Here is a 19,913-nt window from a genome sequence, read left to right on the forward strand (position 1 = left end):
GGCTGGTCAGCCGCCGATGGTTGGAGGCGTCACAACGTTGCCCGTATCGGGATCACGCAGCACGCCATCGCTTTCGGCGAACTTGAATGCCTCGTCACTGTCCTGCACGTACCGACGCTCGTGCGCCTCGTCCTCGTGACCCTGGCCCCTGCCTGCGCCTGCACCGCCCATCGCCCCCATACCAGCACGCGCACCGGCTGCGCTACCGGTCGAACTACCGGCCTGACTCGCAGCAGGCTGCCCGCCCGGGCCCAGCGAGCCAGCGCCACTGCCCTTGCCCAAGCCAGGGCCACCCGCGGTGCCGGCCGAGCCCCCACCGACCAGGCGGCTTCCCGCATTGCCGGAACCGGAGCCGGCCATGCCCAAAGGGGGGAACCGGGTGCCGGCACCGGCTGACCCACCGGCTGCCGGAGTGAACCCGAACGCAGCACCGCCGGACCCGGAACCGGGCGTCGGGCTGTGGGTGCCCGGGGCCTGGTAGGCAGGGGTCGACGCGGCGGGGCTGGTGGCATGCGGGGAGGCGTACCCGGACGTCGAGGTCGAATCGCCCGGCTGCGAACCCGTGGCAGCGGCCGGCAGGTCTGTGAGGCTGTGCGAACCGGGGCCGACGGGGCTGGTCGATGCCCGTGGCAGACCGCCTGTCTGCTGTGTCGGCTGTGTCGGTTGCTGCCCGCGGGATTCGTTGGCCGCTGTGCTGCCGGCGCTGGTTTCGATGTTGATCTCGTCGAAGCCACCGTCCAGCGCGGCGAGTTCACCGAATTCTCTTCGCACCCCGGCATGAGAGGACTTCATGGTTTCCTCGTAGGCCTGGTAAGTCTGCCGGTTCTGCTCGAGTTGCGCCTTGTACCGGTTGACCTGGTCCTCTTGATCGGTGTCCCACGGCGTCAACGTGTCCCACGCGCTGCGTTCCGGCGCCTGCTCGGCCATCGGTGTCAGCCGTGCCTTCAGGCTTTCGAAAGCGTGGGCATTGTCGGCGTACTGGCGCGCGTTGCTGCCGTAGACCTCCGACGACAACTGCGCCGCCTTCACCCCCGCGCGAACCCTTTCCATCGCCGCGGCAGCCCCGCCACCGGTCCAGGAACTCTCCAACGCCTGCAGCATCCGAGAGCCGCGATCACCCGTCTGGTCGTGGCCATCCACAAGAGCATTCGCTTTGGCGGAGGCCTCGTGCCATCGAGACGAGTCGCCCTGGTGCACTCGCCGTACCAATTCCGGTATCGCGACGACGCCCTGCTCGGCAATGACCCGCTTCACGATTTCGGCAAGGGCCGCGTCATCGATCGAGAACAGCCCCATGTCTATTTCCCGGCTCTTTCCTTCAGGTTTCCCACAGCGACGGATGCGAGCCGCTTCGCGGGTTCGCACGAATCGACCTTGCCCATGTTCCTGCGACTCAACGTCACGACGATGTCGAGCGCGTACTCGTCTGCAAGTCCCACGGCCACTGCGCAGTCGATGGAATCTTCGCTTCGCTTGTACTCGACCGCCGGAAAACCCCCGATGGGGCCCGCGTCGCGGAACACCGGCCTCTGTGGCTTGGTGTTCGCATAATAGGCGCTCAGCCCCTCTCGCGTTTTGGTGCTGAAGCCGAGCAGGAAACCGCCACCGGTCACCGGATCGGACCATTGGCAGAACGAGCCCGCCGCGTTCTCACCGTGCCTACCGTCGGAGGCACCACTCCCCAACGCCTCCACCGTCTGCTGCCGGGTCATGGCGTCGCACGGGTCGCCCGCCAGCGCCGACTCCGGCAACGGATCGGCCACCGCGGGCGCCCCGCTGTGCGGCAACCCGGAACCACCCACCGACGAACCGGCGGACTCCGTTGCCGATGACCCGGACACCGGCGCCGCCGTGCCACCCGTCCCTGCCGCACAACCAACCACCCCGAGCAGGCAACCCGCCGCCAGCACCACCACAACCCGCCTCATCACACGTAACCCCCGCCGGTGGTGTCCTGGCCACCCGACCTGCCGATCTCCTGACCTGCCTGCTCATCGAAGCGCTGCACGATCCCCAACGCCCGCTCCAACGCCCCCACCAGACTCAGCCAGTAGTCCCGTTCCGCGGCCACGTGCGCGGCCCCCTTCTCGAACGCCTCGACACCGACCCGGTTGAACTCCTGACTGGCCGGATCATCAGCCGGAGCCCGCGTCTGCGTCAGCGTCTCTGCTTCTCGTGCCAGCTCACCCAGCTCTTCAGCGATGCCACGCGCTTCCTCCAGCGCGGCCTCGGCTTCCTGCCTGCTCAAAGTGAAACCGCCCGAGCCCTGCCCGGACGGCTTGCCGTCAATAATGAAATTCGCGTCGTGGAACACCCCCAACGCCCCGGAAACCGCCGCACCCCCCGGCGCCGCGGCCACCGCAGCCTGGGTCGCCGCAACCGCCGCCCGGTCAGCCGCTCCGCCGTTCGCCCCCGCTGCCATCGAAGCCTCCCCACTTCACATGACACTCGGCGCCACAGTGTAGCCAAACAGTCACCAGCTGAAAGGCGACTTCACCAACTCGCCACCTGACATCGACCGACCGCATTCGTTGTCAGCTGCGCGGCCGCCATTCGTGCACGAGGACGGAATACAGGATCGAGTCGCGCCATGCGCCTCCGGTGAACACGTGGTCACGCAACACGCCCTCACGGGTGAAGCCGAGCTGCTCGACGAGCGCCAGGCTGGCGGCGTTCTCCGGGCCGATCGCGGCAGTCACCCGGTGCAATCCCAGCGTGCCGAACCCGAAGTCGAGGATGGTTCGCACGGCGTCGGTGGCGTAGCCGCGTCGCTGATGGTCATGCGCGATGGCGAACCGCAGTTCGGCGGCCTCGAAATCTCCCAGCAACAGCCGTGTGAAGCCGACGACCCGGTCCTCATCGAGCGCGGTCACAGCCAGGTAGTAGTCGTTACGAGGACACTGCCTGGCACGTTCGATGATCCCGTCGAGCAGTTGGCGGGCCTGCTCGGCGTTGCGTGAGTTGATGTTCAGGTAATAGGTGACCCGGTCGTCGCCCACGATGCCCCTGACACCGTCGAGGTCGTCAGCGGAGAACTCGCGCAGGCGAACCCGCCTCCCGGTAAGCGCCACCCGCTCAGTAGTCAGCCGAGCCCGCACACCACCAAGGCTAGTCGCCCGAGCACTGCTTTTGTCCCCGTCCTAACCTTGGACCACAACCAGTGCCGTCGACACCACCGCACAACCCGCAGGAGGCGAGAACGTGGGCAAGGCCGCGCGCAAGAAGGGTCCGAAGGCGGGCCGCAAACCCAAGGTCCGGGACGTCTTCGTGGCACGCCCCTTCGAAGGGCTTGCGGCGGAACCCGAGATGATCGCGCTGAGGGAGTTCGTGCCGTCCGCGACCGCCGCGTTGACCTTGCGTGACGATCCCGAGCGCAAGGTCACGCTCGGTACGGTCCTGCCGATGGCGGCCGCCGCGCTCGTCCGCTCCGACGGCGAGGTCTTCCTCGGGATGCAGGTGCAGACACGCTCGTCGGACATCAGCAGGGACCTCGGCCGGTCACTGCGTTGGGCACTGGAGGCGAAGCCCGGCGCGGTGCTCTCCGTTCCGGACACCACGAGCGAGCCGGTGGAGGGTGAGCGGTTGCAGGATCTGCTCGCGGCGGATGCCGCACTGGACGTGCGACTGCACGAGGACTTCTCGTGGTGGCTCGCCGAGGACACCGAGCCCACCGGTGAGATCGCGATGTCACTGGAACGGGCGAACGCCGCGATCATGCCTACCGAGCGGCTGAGCCCGGGCGCGTACTGGGTTCTCGCCGGAGCGAAGGCGCACCTGCGCTGGGTGTGGTCGGCCGACGAGAATCGCCTGCTGCAGGCGCTTGCGCGGTTGTCGGCCGCCGGTGCGCTCAACCTCGGAGAAGGAACGAGATACGCGGGTTCGTTCCGTGCGCATGGCCTGTTGGTGCCGGTGTGGGACCTCGACCCGGAAGCACACGCCCGGGAATGGATCGAACCCGCCAAGCAGTTGGGCTCGCGCCTGGAGTCCGCGCTGGCCTCGCTGGACGACGAGCCGTTGAACGCGGCGGAGCGCAGGGCCAGGGACGGTCTGATCGGTCGCCAACTGACCCTGCGCTGATGATCCTGCACATCTGCTCGGAGGCGGACTGGGCGGGCGTCGCGGACAACGAGCACTACCGCACACGGTCGCTGCACGAGGTCGGGTTCATCCACTGTTCCGACCTCGGCACCGTCCACCTACCCGCCACCCGGCTGTACCGAGGCCGCACCGACCTGCTTGTGTTGCGGGTCGATCCGCAACTGCTGGACGTGCCGCTGCGTTGGGAGCCGGGAGTGCCGCCCGAGCCGCAGAACCCATGGTTTCCGCATGTGTACGGCCCGATCCCGAAGGCGGCGGTGTCGTCGGTGCACCCGTTCCCACCGTTGCCGGACGGATCGTTCCGGCCACCGCCCGAACTCACCGGACTGAACTGAACACACCAAGGCAACCTTCCCGCCCCTCCCGTGCGTGCAGACGTCGAGCCAGGTGAACGGCCACCGGAGGGAGGCGTTACCGTGACCGCATTCGTGCCCGTCGTCGCAAGGGGAGACGGCTGGGCGGGCACAGTCGGTCGGGAGAGGGGATCGGTCGTGCCTGGCGACCTCGCGGACTTCGAGGAGTTCGTGCAGGCGACGCTGCCCGGACTACTCCGGTACGGGCACGCGCTGACAGGCAACCCACATGACGCGGCGGACCTCGTGCAAACGGTGCTGGAGAAGATCGGCTCACGCTGGGGTCAGGTGTTGCGCAAGACCGGCGACCCGCTTGCCTACGTGCGCCGCTCCATGACCAACGCCCACATCAGCAGGTGGCGGCGGCACCGCAGGGAGAACCTGGTCGCGGAACTTCCGGAGCCGAATCCGCACATGCCCGCGGACCCGTTCGAGCACGAGCCGCTGTGGCAAGCGCTGCGGGAGCTACCGCCGAGGCAACGTGCGGTGATCGTGCTGCGCTACTACGAGGGGTTGTCAGAAGCCGAGATCGCCGACGCCCTCGGGGTGAGCCCTGGCACCGTGAAGAGTCAGGCGAGCAAGGCGATCGCGTCGCTGCGCGGCAGGCTGCGAGACGACAGAGCTCCCGAGGGGAGATGACGGATGGACGGCCAAGGCGAGGACTTGGACGGCGTTGGGGGCCCCGACAGCGGTGAGGAACTGGACGTCGAGCTGCGCAGGTTGTTCTCCGACGACCGGCTGGACGTCGCGCCGAGATCCGACGCGGGCGAACGGATCGTCGCGGGGGCGAGGCGGCGGCGCCGCCGTCGCGGGGCGCTGGTGAGCGGTGCGGCGACCCTCGCGGTGGCGGGCCTCGTGGCAGGCGGAGTGCTACTTGGCGAGCTCGGCAAACCGGAGGGCAAGCCGGAGGTCCAGATCGCCGCTCCACCGGCTGCAGACCGAGCGACCACGTCGCACCTCGCACCGTCGACACGTCTTGAAAGGCCAAGGGGCGAGGGCCGAGCAGGTGAGTCACCGGAGGCACAGGCCGGCACACGGACCGAGCGCACCGCGTCCGGCTCGGAGCCGAAGAGCACACCGACGACGGCGCCACCGGCGAGGGGTACGGTCATGTTGGCCGAATCCGCGCTCCGCCACGACGGCTACAAGGAACTGCGGCTCGGTATGCGCTACGAGCAAGCCGTGGCGACCGGCATGCTGACCTCGGACGCGCAGCCTCCACCACCCGACGGCAGCTGCATGCGTTACGCGCTCGCCGAAGGTGCCGACGCGATCGAGGACGTGGTGATCTCGGCCGAGCACGGGCTCGTGGCCTTCAACGCGTCGAAGGCACGTACGACGGAGGGCGTCGGGGCCGGCTCGTCGGAGGGACAGGTACAGGCTGCCTACGACGAACTCACCGTGGAAACCGACGGCTACTCGGTCGCGGTGGGCAACGCGCGCTACCACCTCGCCATTTCGCAGGGAACGGTCATGCGGTTGCGGTTGCTCGCGCAGCCCTGGCCCTGCTGAATCGTCGGCACGAGCGCGCTCGTGCCGCAGCCGGAACGGACCCGGGCTACTCCACAGGGGGAGAGCCCGGGTTCGTTTCGAGACTGGTCAGAGCTTGCCGCCGGCCACAGGTGGCATCGTGGGGTCGGTCCCTTCGTCGGTGGCCGACTCCCGGTACAGGAACTGCTCCACCTCCGAAAGGTTGCCTTTCGCGCGGTCGACGACGTTGAGCAGCGTCGACATCTTCGCGATCTCCTCGACCTGCTCCTTGAGGAACCACTGGATGAACTGCTCACCGGCGTAGTCGTCCTCTTCGCGTGCCGCCTTGGCCAGCGTCTGGATGTCCGAAGCGACCCCCTTCTCCTGTTCCAGCGCGAGCTCGACCAGTTGGCGCGCGTCGGAGAAGTCGTTGCGAACGTCACCGGTACCCGGAATCTCGACGTGGTGGTCGGTGTCCATCATGTACCGCACCAGTGCGAGTGCGTGGTTGCGCTCCTCGATCGCCTGCTTGTAGAAGTACCTCGCAAGCTGCGGCAGGTCCTCGTTGTCGAACCACACAGCCAGCGCGACGTACTGTTGCGAGGCGTTGAACTCGTTTTGGATCTGAGCCTGCAGCAATTCGTAGAACTTCGAACGCGGATGCTTCTTCAAGGTGGCCATATATTCAAAATACTGCAGTTCGGCGCTGTCCTTCAATGGACAGGAGTGAGGTGGAACCCAGTTGTGGACCGCAACTCGGGATAGGCTTCGCTAATTTCGATTAGGCTGTCCTAAAAATTTGTGGTTAGGGAAGCCTGTCTTTTCAGACGGAATCTCGGGCAACGGGACACGACATACACCTCGGGCCACCTCTGCCCGACCCCAGTTCCGAACCCGCGATGCGTAGCACCTCGATTCCCGCCTCCTCCAAGCGCGCGTTGGTCTCGACGTTGCGCTCGTAGCCGACCACGACCCCAGGAGCGACCGCGAGCGTGTTGTTGCCGTCGTCCCACTGCTCGCGCTCGGCTGTTACCGGGTCCAGCCCGGTATCGATCACGTGCAGCCGGTCGATGTCCATCGCCTGGGCCGCCGCGTCGAGGAAGGGTGCGGGCCCATCGACGCGCAGGCCGCCGTCCGCATCAGGGCGCAGTGAGTAGGCCACCAGCGAGTCCCTGGCCAACGGGTACATCACCACCGCATCCGGGCCGATCATCGTGCATACGGTGTCCAGATGCATCGTCGCGCGGTTCTGCGCGATCGGGACTGCCAGCACGGTATGTGCGATACCGTCCGCGAACGCCGACCTCGCCAGTGATTCGGCACCTGCCGCGCTGGTGCGCTCGCCAACCCCGACGGCCAGCACACCGGGTGCCAGCAGCAGCACGTCGCCACCCTCGACGGGCGCCGAGTGCGCGCCGTACGCCCGCACCGTTCCGCGGAAGCGGGGGTGGTAGGCGTACACGATGTCGAGCAGCGCCGTCTCCCTGCGCCGAGCGGGCATCGCGAGTGAGGCGATAGCGACCCTGTCGGCGATCCACACCGATGAGTCCCTCGTGAACAGCAGGTTCGGCAGTGGGTCCACCGCGAAGTCGTGAGGGTGGTGCATCTTGCGCACCAGGGAGGTGCCCTCCGACGCAGGCAGTTCCTCGAAGGTCATGCCCGACATCAGCACTTCACCCAGCACCGCTGGTTCCACTCCCGACAGGTACGACCGCAGCGAGTCCGCGAGATCGTCGCCGAGTCGCCGGTTGTCCACCGCCGCGTGCACACCTGCCACATGTGCCCTCGGGTCCTCGAGCGCCGCCTGCAGCAGGTCGGTCAGCAGTAGTACCTCAACCCCGCGTCCCCGCAACACTTCAGCGAAGGCGTCGTGTTCCTGCTGTGCGCGGTCCACCCACGGGATCGAGTCGAACAGCAACTGGTCGTTGTTACGCGGGGTCAGCCGCTTGAGTTCGGCGCCGGGCCGATGCAGCAGGACCGACCGCAGCGGACCAACCTCACTGTCCACGCGAGGCCGGGGACCGTGTGACGGTGTTCGTTGGCGGTCGACGTCGTCAAGACTCGGAGCGCTGTCAAGGCGTGGTGGGGTCACAAGCGCGAGCGTAATGACCCGGGACTCGTTCCGCGGCCCCGCGAAACGACGCGGCGCGGCGCGCTAATGATTGAGCCGCTTCGGCTCGGTTTCCCCTCGATGTGCCAACGTCTGCCCGCGGATCCTTGCGCACTATGACTGGACGCGCTGCGGCCTCACCGACTCGGTGACCACGCCCCGCTGTGACTCACCGGACGGCACGATCGTGAAGTGCCAGTTGTCCACGCCTCCACCCATGATCTCGGCATACCGTTCAGCGGCGTCACGGTTGGCGAACCGGATCTGCTGGTCGTTCACGCGGTGTGTGATCTTGCAAGCCATGGGAATCCCCTCCTTGTTCGACGGTGTCAACCCTCCGCATCCCCTGCGGGCCGACACCTCCGATTAGAACATATGTTCGAGTGCCCGGCAACCTCACGGCAGCCAGGTCACATGGTCCCGCAGCACCGCGTAGCCCACGAAGGCCACCACATCCAACAGGGTGTGAGCTACAACGAGCGGCCACAGCCGATTGGTGCGCTGCCACACCCTCCCGAACACCAATCCCATCAGCAGGTTTCCGACGAACCCACCGATGCCCTGGTAAAGGTGGTAGGAGCCGCGCAGAACAGCGGCGAGCAGCAGTGAGGAGTTCTCCCGCAGTCCCAGCTGGCGCAGCCGGGTGAGCAGGTAGCCGACGACCAGCACTTCCTCGGCGAAGGCGTTGCCGAAGGCCGCGAGCGTCAATGTGATCGGCCGCCACCAACTGTCGGTGAGCGTGGAAGGCTGAACCGCCAGGTTGAAACCCAGTTGCCAGCCGACGAAGTACAGGGCGAGGCCCGGAATACCGATGAGCGCAGCCAACGCCGCCCCCGTCGCGAGGTCCCTGCGCGGCCTGTGGCGATCCAACCCGACCTCGGCCAGCCGCATCCCGCCTCGCCACAGCAGGTACAACCCCAGCGCACCCCAGCCGAGAAGTTGTACGACGCTCAGTAGCTGCTTGCCGAGGTCTATCAGGTCGAGCGTGGCCTGCGGGGCGTTGATGGCCACCCGCTGCCGACGCAGCGGTTCCGTGCGCAGCAGCGCGTCCAGCAGCGTAAGCAGGCTACGCAGGCCGGAAAGACCCAGCGTGATGGCGAATACGATGACGAGTTCGACGACGATCCCGCGCCGCTGAACAGGGTCGGTGACGACCGAGGGGCGCGGCGGCGCCGCCGGCCGCAACCAGTCACGTAGGCCGTTCGACACTGTGGCACGTTACATGACTCTTCGAAACCGCAGGTCGGCGGCGAGCGCGGCAACGGGTTGCGAACCGTCACCGTTACTTTTCCACATGATCGTTCCGGATGGCACTAGGGTGCTACGGACGTAACACCGCGACGAAGGAGGCAGCCTCGTGACGGAAACGTCAGGTACTGGGGCCGTGGCGCCGCCTGGTTCACGACCTCCGTGGCACAGGACGATCGCACCGAGGGTCTTCTGGCCCGCCGCGGTCATCATCGTGGGATTCGTGCTGTTCACGGTGGCCTTCCCGACACTGGTGGGCGACACCATCAGCGCCGTGCAGGAAGCCGTGATCGGCACCTTCAGCTGGTACTACATGTTGATCGTGTCCGGCTTCGTGCTGTTCGCGATCTGGGTCGGGCTCAGTCACTACGGCGACATCAAGCTCGGGCCCGACGAGGAGGAGCCCGAGTTCGGGCTGCGGTCATGGTTCTCGATGTTGTTCGCAGCGGGCATGGGCATCGGGTTGGTGTTCTGGGGTGTGGCCGAACCGCTCAACCACTTCGCGGGCATCCCGAACCGGGCCACCGGCATCACGCAGGACGAGCAGGGCGCGCAGGACTCGATCGTGCAGACCTTCCTGCACTGGGGCCTGCACCCCTGGGCGGTCTACGTGGTCGTCGGCCTCGCGCTCGCGTACGCCATCCATCGCAAGAAGCGTCCCGTCTCGATCCGGTACGCGCTCGAGTCGTTGTTGGGCAGGCGGATCAGGGGATGGATCGGTGATCTCATCGACATCGCCGCGATCGTCGGCACGCTCTTCGGTGTGGCCACCTCGCTGGGGCTCGGCGTGATCCAGGTGGCTGCGGGGCTGGACTTCCTCAACGTGGTCAGCGATCCGGGAAACCTCACCTATGTGGTGCTGATCGGTGCGATCACGTCGCTGGCCGTGGTGAGTGTGATCACCGGCCTCAAGCGGGGCATTCGCTGGCTGTCCAACTTCAACATCAGCCTTGCCGGTGTGCTGCTGTTGTTCGTGCTCATCCTCGGGCCGACGCTGTTCATCTTCCGCGACCTCGTGCAGTCCATCGGCGACTACTTCCAGAACCTGTTGCGGATGAGCTTCAACACCACCGCCTACGAAGGTGAGTCCGGCACCGAATGGCAGGGTTGGTGGACCACGTTCTACTGGGGTTGGTGGATCTCGTGGGCGCCCTTCGTCGGCGTGTTCATCGCGCGCATCTCCCGAGGTAGGACCGTGCGCGAGTTCGTCGCAGGCGTGCTGCTGGTACCGACCGCCATCACGTTCCTGTGGTTCACCGTTTTCGGCGGGACCGCGCTGTACCGGCAGTTGTTCGGTGAGGGCGGGTTGATCGGCACCGACGAGACCGGAGCCAACACCGTCGACACGGAGGGGGCGCTGTTCGGCCTGCTCGAAGGCCTACCCGGCGGCACGATCATGGCCGTGGGCGCTGTGATTCTGATCGTGCTGTTCTTCGTGACGTCCTCGGACTCCGGTTCGCTGGTGGTGGACATGCTCGCGTCGGGTGGTGACCCGAACCCGCCGACGTGGAGCCGGGTGTTCTGGGGCGTCATGGAAGGCGCCGTCGCCATCGCGTTGCTGCTGGCCGGTGGGCTCAGTGCGCTGCAGTTGGCCGCCATCCTGATCGCCCTGCCGTTCAGTGTGGTGATGCTGGGCATGTGCGTGTCGATCTGGCGAGATTTCCGTGCCGAGCGCAGAACCATGCTGCGCGTGCAGCGGCGGTTGCAGCGCCAGGAGATCACCGAGCACGTGACCCACAGCCTGATCGACGAGGGACTCGTCGAGCCCAACGGCAGTGCGGGCAGAGCGAAGGATCAGGTACCTGAGCAGTCCTGACGGACTGGTGAGCGACGCCCCCGGCGGGAGAGGTGCCGGGGGCGTCACGCTTGCCGGGTGGGGTGCGGCAGCGAAAACGCCTGCCGGCCGGCCCCGGGCAGGGCAGCGCGATGCCGACACCTCTGGAGGAGCCGCTGACAGCAAAGGCGTCGTGATGGTTGGGCAGGCCGCGGCCCGCGGTAGGTTCCGCCGCTCGGTAGGCAACCTCAGGGGCACGGTGCGCGGGCTTTTCTTCGGGTCGAGGCTCTCGCACATGACGGGCATGCTGCTGGTGGCGACCGGTGTGGGTTCGGCCACACGGCGTCGCGAGACGGCGTGAACGGCGTTCGCTAGTCGTTCGTAATACGGACGACTTTGTTCTGATTTCGTTCGCTACTAGCGTGTGAGGCGTGTCAAGCGCTGTGGAACTCCCGCCCCCCGGCCCGCGAGGAATCCCGCCCCTGTTCGCGCGGCTCGTAGACGATTCGGCACTGTTCCCGCCAAGCGAAGCGACGATGCGTGAGGCGCTCGAGAAGCACCTCGAGACGAGAGCAGGGGAACACGCCGGAATGCTCGGTGTGTTCCTGTGCCAGGCCTCCCGGCTACCGGAGATGATCACGGAGTTGATCAAGATCCGGCCTGCCGAGCCGCTGCCGCTTTCGCTGATCATCGACACCGGCCTCGGCGGCGTTCCGAAGGCCATCTCCATCGTCGAATCGCGCAACGAACTGCTCTCACTGCGCATGGTCGAGATGCCCGCACCCTCCGACGTCGACGAGGTCTGGCTGGAGCGGGTGTCGGAATTCGTGCCCGAGGACGTCGTGCGGGTCGTAGAGCCACGCAGAGGAGTGGGCTGGCTCGACGGTGTGCGCAAGGTCATCGAACACGGAAGCTGGCCGAAGATTCGATGCGGGGGTCTGTCCAGCGAGAACTTCCCCAGCATCGACGACGTGGCGGACTTCTTGTCCGTGGTGAGCAGCTACCCCGGCGCTTCGTTCAAGGCGACGAACAGCCTGCAGCGCGCCGTGCGGTACACCGACCAGGCGACCGGCTTCGAGCACCACGGGTTCTTGAACGTGCTGGTGGCGTCGGCTCGCTGCCTGTGCGGAGGTGATGTACGTGCTGCGCTGGCCTGCACTGATGGCGAGTCGCTCGCGGGCGAGGTGAGCCAGTTCAGCGATCCCGCCGCCACGGCCGTGCGTTCGCTGTTCACCTCCTACGCCTCGGCGAGCTTCGCGGAGCCGATCGCGGATCTGAAAGGTCTGGGCCTGCTGTGAGCAGGGAGAGCTCGCTGACCTTGGATCGCGGGCTCGCACTGTTACAGGCCGTGGCGGACACCGGTGGTGAGGCTGCCACGATCTCCCAACTCGCCGCGACGATCGGTACCAGCAGGGCCGCTGTGTACCGGCTGCTCGTGCCGCTGGCCGAACGTGGACTGGTGTGGCGCGACGGCAGCAAGGTGCGGCTCGGTGCCGGAGTGCTGCGGTTGGCGGGACAGATGTTGCCGCAGCTACGTGACGCCGCGCGGCCCGTGCTGCGCGGGCTGGCCGAGTCGGTCGGCGTCACCGCGCACCTGTCCGTGGCCGAAGGTGACCAGCTCCATGTGATCGCCGTCGCTGAGCCGTCCTGGACCTCGTTTCACGTGGCTTACCGGATCGGCAGCAGGCATCCGATCTCGCGAGGCGCGGCGGGTAAGGCTCTCGCCCTGCGGGCCAAGGGCAGGGAATGGGCCGTGGCGACAGGAGAGCCGCAGCCAGGTACGTTCGGCGTGGCGGCGCCGGTCCGCGGGGTCACGGGGTTGCGCGCCAGTGTCGGGGTGGTGGCGCTCGAGGCGATGGACAACGCGCGTGTGGGGCCACAGGTCGCGCGCGCGGCGGCGGAACTCGCCGAGGTACTGCGAGGCTGAGCCAGCAACCGTGCGGTCAACCTCAACCCAACAGCGCGCTGCCGAACGCGAAAGCGGACAGACCGGCGAAGACGAATCCAGCCACCCGCTGCAGCATGCGTGGGTGGATCCGGTTGCGGATCTTGTGGCCGAGCAGCACAGCCAGTGCGGCCACGCCGACCAGGGCGAAGAAGGAACCCAGTCCGACTGCCAACGGTTGAGCGTAGCGAGCCACGAGGCCTGCGGTGGCAAGCTGCGACGCGTCACCCCATTCGGCTGCGAAGAGCACCCCGAAGGAGGACAACGCGCCCCGTCCGAACGAAGCCGGCGCCGCGGCCATGCGTGCGGCGTCGTGCGCGCCGTCGTCGGCCGTTCGAAAACCCTGCCGCAACAACATCGCCGAGCCCGCGCCGAAGAGCACGCCGACGACCGTGGAAACGAGCCGATCGGGTAACAACGTCAACACGCTGCCGAACGCCACGGCGATGACGGCTTGCACGGCGAAAGCCGCGATCACCCCGGTCAGCACCGCTTTCGAGCGGAAGCGGGTGCTGAGCACGAGCGTCGCCACGAACGTCTTGTCGGGCAGTTCCACGGCGACGACCAGCGCGAACGCGGCTACGAAAGCAAGTAGGGCCGACGACATCCTTAGGTGAACACCCCCTATTCACTTCAACGATAAAGGGGGTTACGAGAAATGCCCAGTACATGGGAATCACGAATTGTCGGATAAGCCGGACAGAAAAATTTCGCGTCGGCTGTCCTTATTATTTGTTTCGGCCCGCCGAAAGCCTTTCTTTCGCGGAGCGGGGGTGACCGGGTGGGACCAAGGTCCCGGTGAGCCAGGGACTACGGGACCTGATCCGGGGAGCAGGAGGGCGGCAAAGTTGATCTCGTGGAGGTCCTGGAACTAGCACGCTGGCAGTTCGGCATCACAACCGTCTACCACTTCCTCATGGTCCCGCTGACGATCGGACTTTCCGTCCTGGTCGCGGGCATGCAGACGGCGTGGGTGCGCACCGGCGACGCGCGATACCTGAAGATGACGAAGTTCTGGGGCAAGCTGCTGCTTGTCAACTTCGCAATGGGCGTGGTCACGGGGATAGTGCAGGAGTTCCAGTTCGGGATGAACTGGAGCGAGTATTCCCGCTTCGTCGGGGATGTGTTCGGCGCGCCGCTGGCGATGGAAGGGCTCGTCGCGTTCTTCGTGGAGTCGACGTTCCTCGGGCTGTGGATCTTCGGCTGGGGCAGGCTGCCCAAACGGGTGCACCTGGCCACCGTGTGGGCGTTCTCCCTGGCCACCCTTGCCTCCGCGTACTTCATCCTCGCGGCCAACTCGTGGATGCAGCACCCCGTCGGCGCGGAGTTCGTGGAGGGCAAGCCCACCATGAACTCCATCTGGGCCGTCTTGACGAACAACACCGCGCTCGCGGCCATCCCACACACCATTGCCGGAGCTTTCGCCGTGGCGGCGGCTTTCCTCGTCGGCATCGCTGCCTGGCAGCTGTGGCGGAAGCGGCCTTCCGGCGACGAGCACGCCGCGGCGTGGCGCTCCTCGCTCAAGCTCGGTGCGTGGGTCGGTGCTGCCTCGTTCGTCGCGCTGCTGGTCACCGGCGACCAGCAGGGAAAGCTCATGTTCGAGCAGCAGCCGATGAAGATGGCAGCCGCGGAGGCGCTGTGCGAGACGGAGCAGCCCGCCAGCTTCTCGATCCTGGCCATCGGGGACGTCGCGGACGCCGACTGCGACAGCGTCAAGACCTTCACCGTCCCCGCGCTGCTGTCCTTCCTGGCCCACAACGACTTCACCACGGAGGTGAAGGGCGTGCGGGACCTGGTGGGCGAGTACCAGGCGCGGTACGGCTCCAACTACCCGAACGACCCCATGCTCGGCGAGTTGGCGGGCAAGCCGATCGATTACGTGCCCAACCTGCCGGTGACCTACTGGGGCTTCCGAATCATGATCGGGTTCGGCGCGCTTTCCGCCGCCATCGGCGTGGCGGCCCTGTGGCTGACCCGGCAAGGCAGGATTCCTCGGTCACCCTGGTTCCCTCGCATGGCGTTGCTCGGCATCGCGCTGCCGTTCATCGCCAACAGCGCGGGCTGGATCTTCACCGAGATGGGCCGCCAGCCGTTCGTCGTCGTCCCGAACCCCTCCGGCGTGGACGGCGTGTGGATGTTCACGGCGCAGGCGGTTTCGAACGTGTCGACCGGCGAGGTGTGGACCTCGTTGATCTCGCTGACAACGGTGTACGCGGCGCTTGCCGTTGTGGAGGTGTTCCTGCTGGTCAAGTACGTCCGGGGCGGTGTCGACGCGGTGATGCCACCGAAGCAGTCGCCACCAGGGGAAGGCGGACCTGGCAAACCCGACAACCCGGACGACTCCGGATCCGACGACGCGCTCGCGTTCGCCTACTGAGGAAGGTGGAGCAGATGCTTCGACCCGCCAATCGAGCAAGCGGGGAGCAGGTACCAACCCCCACCCTCTCCGGGGGGCGACCCCGCACTCAGCCTACCGGTTTCGCCTGCATCCACGGGTTCTTACCTGCGGGTTGTGGGCAACTCGGGGGGTTGTGCACAGCCTGGGGGAATCTGGTTTCACGTGAGACATCGGCCGGAGGGCAGTCGTAGTGGATCTGGCAACCCTCTGGTTCTGCGTCATCGCACTGTTCTGGCTCGGCTACCTCTTCCTGGAAGGTTTCGACTTCGGCGTCGGCATGCTGCTGCCCGTACTCGGTCGTGACGACACCGAGCGACGCGTCATGATCAACACGATCGGCCCGGTATGGGACGGCAACGAGGTATGGCTCATCGTGGCGGGCGGTGCCACGTTCGCGGCGTTCCCCGCCTGGTACGCCGGGCTGTTCTCCGCCGCCTACCTGCCGCTGCTGGTGCTCCTTCTCGCGCTGATCGGCCGTGGCGTCGCCTTCGAATACCGCGGCAAGGTCGACTCGGCACGATGGCGGCGCGCCTGGGACCGCGTGATCGTCGTGGGCTCGTGGATACCGCCGCTCGGCGTCGGCCTCGTGCTGGCCACCACCGTGCTCGGGCTGCCCATCGACGCCGCCGGAAACCGGGTCGGCTCCCCGTTCGCGGCCGTGCGCTGGGAGACACTGCTCGGCGCGCTGGCCATCGCCGGGTTCTCGCTCGTTCACGGCGCCACGTTTCTGGCGCTGAAGACCGAAGGCGAGCTGCGTGATCGCGCACGGGCACTCGCGCTGCGCATCGCACCCGCGGCGCTGCTCCCGCTGGTGGCACTCGGGCTGTTCGTGCAATGGCGGGAGGGCGTGACCTGGACCCTCGTACCGCTGCTCGTCGTGCCGCTGGCAGCCGCCGTCGGGTGGTGGCGGCTGGCCGTGGGAAGGGAGGGACAGGCCTTCGCCGCGTTCGGCGTGCTCATCGCTGCGGCCGCGACAACTCTGTTCGGCGGCCTCTACCCCGAGGTACTTCCCTCCACGCTGGCGGACGCCTACTCGCTCACGGTCGAAAACGCGTCCTCCAGCCCCTACACCCTGCGCGTCATGACCTGGGTGGCGGCCTTCGGAGCACCCGCCGTGCTCGTATACCAGGGCTGGACCTACTGGGTGTTCCGTAACCGCATCGGCACAAGGCACATCCCGAAGGCGCACGTCCCCCGATGAACTCTCCCACCCGAGCCACCCTTCCCGCCAAAGTGTCCGAACCGGACACAGGCCGGGTGGGACGAGGTCCGCTCGGTGCGCTGCCCGCACTGTCGGTCGCAGCGCGCCGAGCGTTGACCTTGACCGCCGCGCTGTCGCTGCTGAACGCGGGCGCACTCGTGGCACAGGCCTTCCTGCTCGCCTCGATAGTGGCCGACATCGTCGCGGGCGAGTTCACCGGGCACGGTCCGATGCTGGCCGCGCTGCTGGCGGCCGTGCTCGTTCGCGCCGTGGTCGGCTGGGCGATGCGGGTCGTGGCGGCCCGCGCCGCGGTGGGCGCGAAGGAAGAGCTACGTGCCAAGGTGGTCGACCATGCCCTCGGTCTCGGTCCGGAGTGGATCGACCGGCGTGGCCCCGGCGAGTTGACCGCGCTGACGACCAGAGGACTCGACGCGCTCGACGCCTACTTCACCGACTACCTGCCCGCGCTCGTCACCGCCGCCGTCGTCCCACTGGCCGCGGGCGCTGCCGTGCTCCTCGCCGACTGGCCCTCCGCGGTGCTCATCGCGCTCACCGTGCCGCTGCTGCCGTTGTTCGCGATCCTCGTCGGCAAGTACACCGCCGAGCGGGTCGGCGCCTCGACCGACGCGCTGCACCGGATGTCGGGTCACCTACTCGAACTCGTGCGCGCGCTGCCTGTGCTCGCAGCCTTCGGGCGGGCCGCCGCGCAGGCCGACGCCGTCCGCCGCGTCAGCGAACGGCACCGCAAGACCACACTCTCCACCCTGCGCATCGCGTTCTCCTCCGCGTTCGTGCTCGAACTCGCCGCGACCCTTTCCGTCGCGCTGGTGGCCGTGGTGATCGGGCTTCGGCTCGTCTCCGGCGACCTCACGCTGGCGATCGGACTCGGGGTACTGATCCTCGCACCGGAGTGCTACCAACCGTTACGGTCGGTCGGGGCGGCCTTCCACGCCAGCGAGGACGGCGTCGAAGCCGTTCGGAGGGTCGCCGACGTACTCGCCGAGCCCGGTGCCGAAACCGGCACCGCGGTTCCACCACGCGGCGAACTGCGGGTCCGCGAACTGCGCGTTCGGCGACGCGGCAGCTTCGCCCCCGACGGCGAGTCCTTCACCGCGGTTCCCGGATCCACCGTGTGGCTGACCTCTCCCAGCGGCGCAGGAAAGACGACAACGCTGTCCGTGCTGCTCGGTTTCGTACGGCCGACGAGCGGCAGCGTCACCATCGCGGGCGTGCCGCTGGAGCAGCTGGACCTGGCGGCCTGGCGCGAGCGCGTCGCGTGGGTACCGCAGTCGCCCGCCTTCGCGGGCGGCACCGTCCGCGGCGAACTCGAACTGGCGGCGGCCCAACCCGAAGACGTCACCGAGCTGCTCGCGCGGCTGGACCTCACCGGGCTCGCCGACCGCCCGGTCAACCGGTTGTCCACCGGGCAGCGGCAGCGGGTCGCGGTGGCCCGCGCCCTGTTGCGGGTGCGGGCAGGGGCCTGGCTGTTGCTGCTTGACGAACCCACTGCCCACCTCGACGCGCACAACGCCGAACGGGTACTCACCGCGGTCGGTGAGGCACAACGGGCCGGGGCAGCCGTGGTGATCGCCGCGCACGAGCGCACCGCGCTCGACACCGGCGATGACCTGGGCGGCCCCGAGCCGGCCACGCAGGAAGGTGAGCCCGGAGGCGCTGCGGGCTCACCCCTGCGCCTTCGCTCGCTGCTGGACCGCAGGCTCACCGCGGGCGTACTGCTCGGCGCAGGTGCGCTGCTCGCGGGCATCGCGCTCACCGCCACCTCGGCGTGGCTCATCGCGAAGGCGTCACAGCAACCCCCGATACTCACCCTCGCCGTCGCCATCGTCGGTGTGCGCACCTTCGGCCTCGGCCGCGCGGGCCTGCGATACGCCGAGCGGCTCGTCACCCACGACGCCGCGTTCCGCATCGCGGGCAGGCTGCGGGAACGGTTGTGGAGTGCGCTCGTGCGGCTCGGCCCTTCCCGCACACTGGGACTGCGAAGGGGAGAGGGACTGCGCAGGCTCGTCGACGACGTCGACACCGTCCGCGACCTGCTGCCAAGGGTGGTGACGCCGCCGCTGGTGGTGGGGGTGGTGCTCGCCGGGGCGGTGGCCGTGCAGTACGCCGTACTGCCGGCCGCCGGGCTCGCACTCGCCGTCGCGGTGATCGCCACCGCCACGCTCGCCCCCACACTGGCACTGGCACTCGAACGCCACGCGACCGCGACCCTCTCGGCGGGACGGCGCGACATCGCCACCCAGGTGCTCTCGCTGTTCGACGCGGCAGCCGAGTTGCTCGCCTACGGAGTCGCGGCCGCGCGGCGCACCGAACTGGCTCGCACCGACGCCCGGCTGGCCGCAGCCGCGCGCAGGCAGGCACTCGGCGCGGGCGCCGCCGACGGCCTCGTGGTACTCGCCACCGGAACCGCTGCGGTGGCGAGCACCTGGTTCGCCACGCGAGCGGCCGCGTCAGGAGCCCTCGATCCCGTTCTCGCGCCCGTGCTCGCACTCGTTCCACTTGCGGTTGCCGAGGTGCTGACCATGCTGCCGCCTGCGGCGCAACACTGGGACTCGCTGCGCGACGCCCGCAGCAGGCTGGCCGCCACCCTGGCCGCCGAACCGCCCTCCACCCCCGACACGGTGCGGTACACCACCGACGGCGCGATCACCATGCGTGGAGTCGAGCTGGGCTGGCCCGAAACCGGCAACCCGGTGCTGGCCGGAGTGGACCTCGACATCCCCAACGGCTGCCACGTGGCCGTGATCGGCCCTTCGGGCGCGGGTAAATCCACCCTGCTCGCCGCCCTGCTCGGCTTCCTGCCGCCACGGCTGGGCCACATCGTGTTGCCCCGGCGGGTGGCATGGGCGCCGCAGGAGCCCGGACTCGTCTCCACCACGGTCGCCGAGAACCTGCGGCTGGCCGATCCGCACGCCAACACCGAGCAACTCACCGCAGCGCTCACCGCTGCGGGCCTGCCGGGACTCGACCCCGGCGTCGTCCTCGGCAGCGCGGGCGCAGGCCTTTCCGGAGGGCAGTCGCGCAGGGTCGCGCTGGCGAGGGCACTGCTCGCCGCCGACGCCGCCGACCTCGTGCTGCTCGACGAACCCACAGCCCACCTCGACGAACCCACCGCCCGCGAGGTGCTGGCCAACCTGACCGCCCTGCTGGCGGGCAAGACTGTCGTGCACGTCACCCACCGGCCGGAGGAAGCCGCCTTCGCCGACCTCGTGCTGGAGGTTCGAGCGGGGAGCGTGGCGGCGCACGTCACCGCCACACACCCGGTCATGGCAGCCGAAGGGACCTAACCTTGATAGCG

19 protein-coding genes are annotated in these 19,913 nt (G+C 67.9%); 10 read left to right on the forward strand and 9 right to left on the reverse strand.

Features of this window, described 5'->3' with window-relative positions; all coding sequences use genetic code 11:
* Nucleotides 1–6: 6 nt before the first annotated feature.
* From SACMADRAFT_RS01410 to SACMADRAFT_RS01425, 4 genes are all read right to left on the reverse strand, one after another.
* The gene (locus SACMADRAFT_RS01410; protein WP_009151988.1) at nucleotides 7–1,296 is read right to left on the reverse strand and encodes a hypothetical protein; all 1,290 of its coding nucleotides are present in this window, start codon (nucleotides 1,294–1,296) and stop codon (nucleotides 7–9) included.
* 2 nt (nucleotides 1,297–1,298) lie between these two features.
* The gene (locus tag SACMADRAFT_RS01415) at nucleotides 1,299–1,928 is read right to left on the reverse strand and encodes a DUF3558 domain-containing protein (RefSeq protein WP_009151989.1); all 630 of its coding nucleotides are present in this window, start codon (nucleotides 1,926–1,928) and stop codon (nucleotides 1,299–1,301) included.
* Nucleotides 1,928–2,422 carry a hypothetical protein gene (locus SACMADRAFT_RS01420; protein ID WP_009151990.1) on the reverse strand — a complete coding sequence of 165 codons (495 nt, stop codon included), beginning with the start codon at nucleotides 2,420–2,422 and terminating at the stop codon, nucleotides 1,928–1,930. The genes SACMADRAFT_RS01415 and SACMADRAFT_RS01420 overlap by 1 nt, the downstream gene beginning before the upstream one ends.
* Nucleotides 2,423–2,534: 112 nt before the next feature.
* Nucleotides 2,535–3,098: a GNAT family N-acetyltransferase gene (locus tag SACMADRAFT_RS01425; RefSeq protein ID WP_157617176.1), complete on the reverse strand. Its 564-nt coding sequence runs from the start codon at nucleotides 3,096–3,098 to the stop codon at nucleotides 2,535–2,537.
* A 103-nt stretch (nucleotides 3,099–3,201) separates the two neighbouring features.
* Between SACMADRAFT_RS01425 and SACMADRAFT_RS01430 the strand changes: the two genes are divergently transcribed.
* From SACMADRAFT_RS01430 to SACMADRAFT_RS01445, 4 genes are all read left to right on the forward strand, one after another.
* Nucleotides 3,202–4,077, forward strand: a complete 876-nt coding sequence (locus SACMADRAFT_RS01430) for a DUF5926 family protein (RefSeq protein ID WP_009151992.1) — start codon at nucleotides 3,202–3,204, stop codon at nucleotides 4,075–4,077.
* Nucleotides 4,077–4,433, forward strand: coding sequence for a DUF952 domain-containing protein (locus SACMADRAFT_RS01435; RefSeq protein WP_009151993.1), 357 nt, complete (start codon nucleotides 4,077–4,079; stop codon nucleotides 4,431–4,433). Before SACMADRAFT_RS01430 ends, SACMADRAFT_RS01435 begins: the two co-directional genes overlap by 1 nt.
* Before the next feature lie 81 nt (nucleotides 4,434–4,514).
* Complete coding sequence (locus tag SACMADRAFT_RS01440; protein ID WP_009151994.1) at nucleotides 4,515–5,090, forward strand: SigE family RNA polymerase sigma factor; 576 nt, start codon at nucleotides 4,515–4,517, stop codon at nucleotides 5,088–5,090.
* A 3-nt stretch (nucleotides 5,091–5,093) separates the two neighbouring features.
* Nucleotides 5,094–5,963: a hypothetical protein gene (locus SACMADRAFT_RS01445; protein ID WP_009151995.1), complete on the forward strand. Its 870-nt coding sequence runs from the start codon at nucleotides 5,094–5,096 to the stop codon at nucleotides 5,961–5,963.
* Nucleotides 5,964–6,050: 87 nt separating this feature from the next.
* Here the strand turns inward: SACMADRAFT_RS01445 and SACMADRAFT_RS01450 are convergent, their stop codons facing one another.
* The 4 genes from SACMADRAFT_RS01450 to SACMADRAFT_RS01465 form a co-directional block, all read right to left on the reverse strand.
* Nucleotides 6,051–6,602 (reverse strand): ferritin, encoded by a 552-nt coding sequence (locus tag SACMADRAFT_RS01450; RefSeq protein WP_009151996.1) that lies wholly within the window; start codon nucleotides 6,600–6,602, stop codon nucleotides 6,051–6,053.
* A 142-nt stretch (nucleotides 6,603–6,744) separates the two neighbouring features.
* On the reverse strand, nucleotides 6,745–7,929 hold the full coding sequence (locus SACMADRAFT_RS01455) for an arginine deiminase (RefSeq protein ID WP_009151997.1): 1,185 nt from the start codon (nucleotides 7,927–7,929) through the stop codon (nucleotides 6,745–6,747).
* 216 nt (nucleotides 7,930–8,145) lie between these two features.
* On the reverse strand, nucleotides 8,146–8,334 hold the full coding sequence (locus SACMADRAFT_RS01460; RefSeq protein WP_009151998.1) for a hypothetical protein: 189 nt from the start codon (nucleotides 8,332–8,334) through the stop codon (nucleotides 8,146–8,148).
* Between the two features lie 93 nt (nucleotides 8,335–8,427).
* Complete coding sequence (locus SACMADRAFT_RS01465; protein ID WP_009151999.1) at nucleotides 8,428–9,240, reverse strand: CPBP family intramembrane glutamic endopeptidase; 813 nt, start codon at nucleotides 9,238–9,240, stop codon at nucleotides 8,428–8,430.
* Nucleotides 9,241–9,388: 148 nt separating this feature from the next.
* Between SACMADRAFT_RS01465 and SACMADRAFT_RS01470 the strand changes: the two genes are divergently transcribed.
* The 3 genes from SACMADRAFT_RS01470 (at nucleotide 9,389) to SACMADRAFT_RS01480 (ending at nucleotide 12,980) form a co-directional block, all read left to right on the forward strand.
* The gene (locus tag SACMADRAFT_RS01470; RefSeq protein ID WP_009152000.1) at nucleotides 9,389–11,095 is read left to right on the forward strand and encodes a BCCT family transporter; all 1,707 of its coding nucleotides are present in this window, start codon (nucleotides 9,389–9,391) and stop codon (nucleotides 11,093–11,095) included.
* Between the two features lie 401 nt (nucleotides 11,096–11,496).
* Entirely contained in the window at nucleotides 11,497–12,351 is an 855-nt protein-coding gene (locus SACMADRAFT_RS01475) for a hypothetical protein (protein ID WP_083840826.1), read from the forward strand.
* Nucleotides 12,348–12,980, forward strand: coding sequence for an IclR family transcriptional regulator (locus tag SACMADRAFT_RS01480; RefSeq protein ID WP_009152003.1), 633 nt, complete (start codon nucleotides 12,348–12,350; stop codon nucleotides 12,978–12,980). The genes SACMADRAFT_RS01475 and SACMADRAFT_RS01480 overlap by 4 nt, the downstream gene beginning before the upstream one ends.
* A 22-nt stretch (nucleotides 12,981–13,002) precedes the next feature.
* On the opposite strand, the gene SACMADRAFT_RS01485 is transcribed toward SACMADRAFT_RS01480, so the two are convergent.
* A complete protein-coding gene (locus SACMADRAFT_RS01485; RefSeq protein ID WP_009152004.1) occupies nucleotides 13,003–13,605 on the reverse strand; it encodes a TMEM165/GDT1 family protein in 603 nt (200 codons plus the stop codon).
* A 249-nt stretch (nucleotides 13,606–13,854) separates the two neighbouring features.
* Here SACMADRAFT_RS01485 and SACMADRAFT_RS01490 point away from each other — a divergent pair, with 249 nt between their 5' ends.
* The 3 genes from SACMADRAFT_RS01490 (at nucleotide 13,855) to cydD (ending at nucleotide 19,902) form a co-directional block, all read left to right on the forward strand.
* Nucleotides 13,855–15,375, forward strand: a complete 1,521-nt coding sequence (locus SACMADRAFT_RS01490) for a cytochrome ubiquinol oxidase subunit I (RefSeq protein WP_009152005.1) — start codon at nucleotides 13,855–13,857, stop codon at nucleotides 15,373–15,375.
* Between the two features lie 211 nt (nucleotides 15,376–15,586).
* A complete protein-coding gene (gene cydB / locus SACMADRAFT_RS01495; protein ID WP_009152006.1) occupies nucleotides 15,587–16,597 on the forward strand; it encodes a cytochrome d ubiquinol oxidase subunit II in 1,011 nt (336 codons plus the stop codon).
* Nucleotides 16,594–19,902 carry a thiol reductant ABC exporter subunit CydD gene (cydD, locus tag SACMADRAFT_RS01500; protein ID WP_009152007.1) on the forward strand — a complete coding sequence of 1,103 codons (3,309 nt, stop codon included), beginning with the start codon at nucleotides 16,594–16,596 and terminating at the stop codon, nucleotides 19,900–19,902. The genes cydB and cydD overlap by 4 nt, the downstream gene beginning before the upstream one ends.
* The last annotated feature ends 11 nt before the right edge of the window (nucleotides 19,903–19,913 follow it).

Source organism: Saccharomonospora marina XMU15 (assembly GCF_000244955.1).
Classification (GTDB): domain Bacteria; phylum Actinomycetota; class Actinomycetes; order Mycobacteriales; family Pseudonocardiaceae; genus Saccharomonospora_A; species Saccharomonospora_A marina.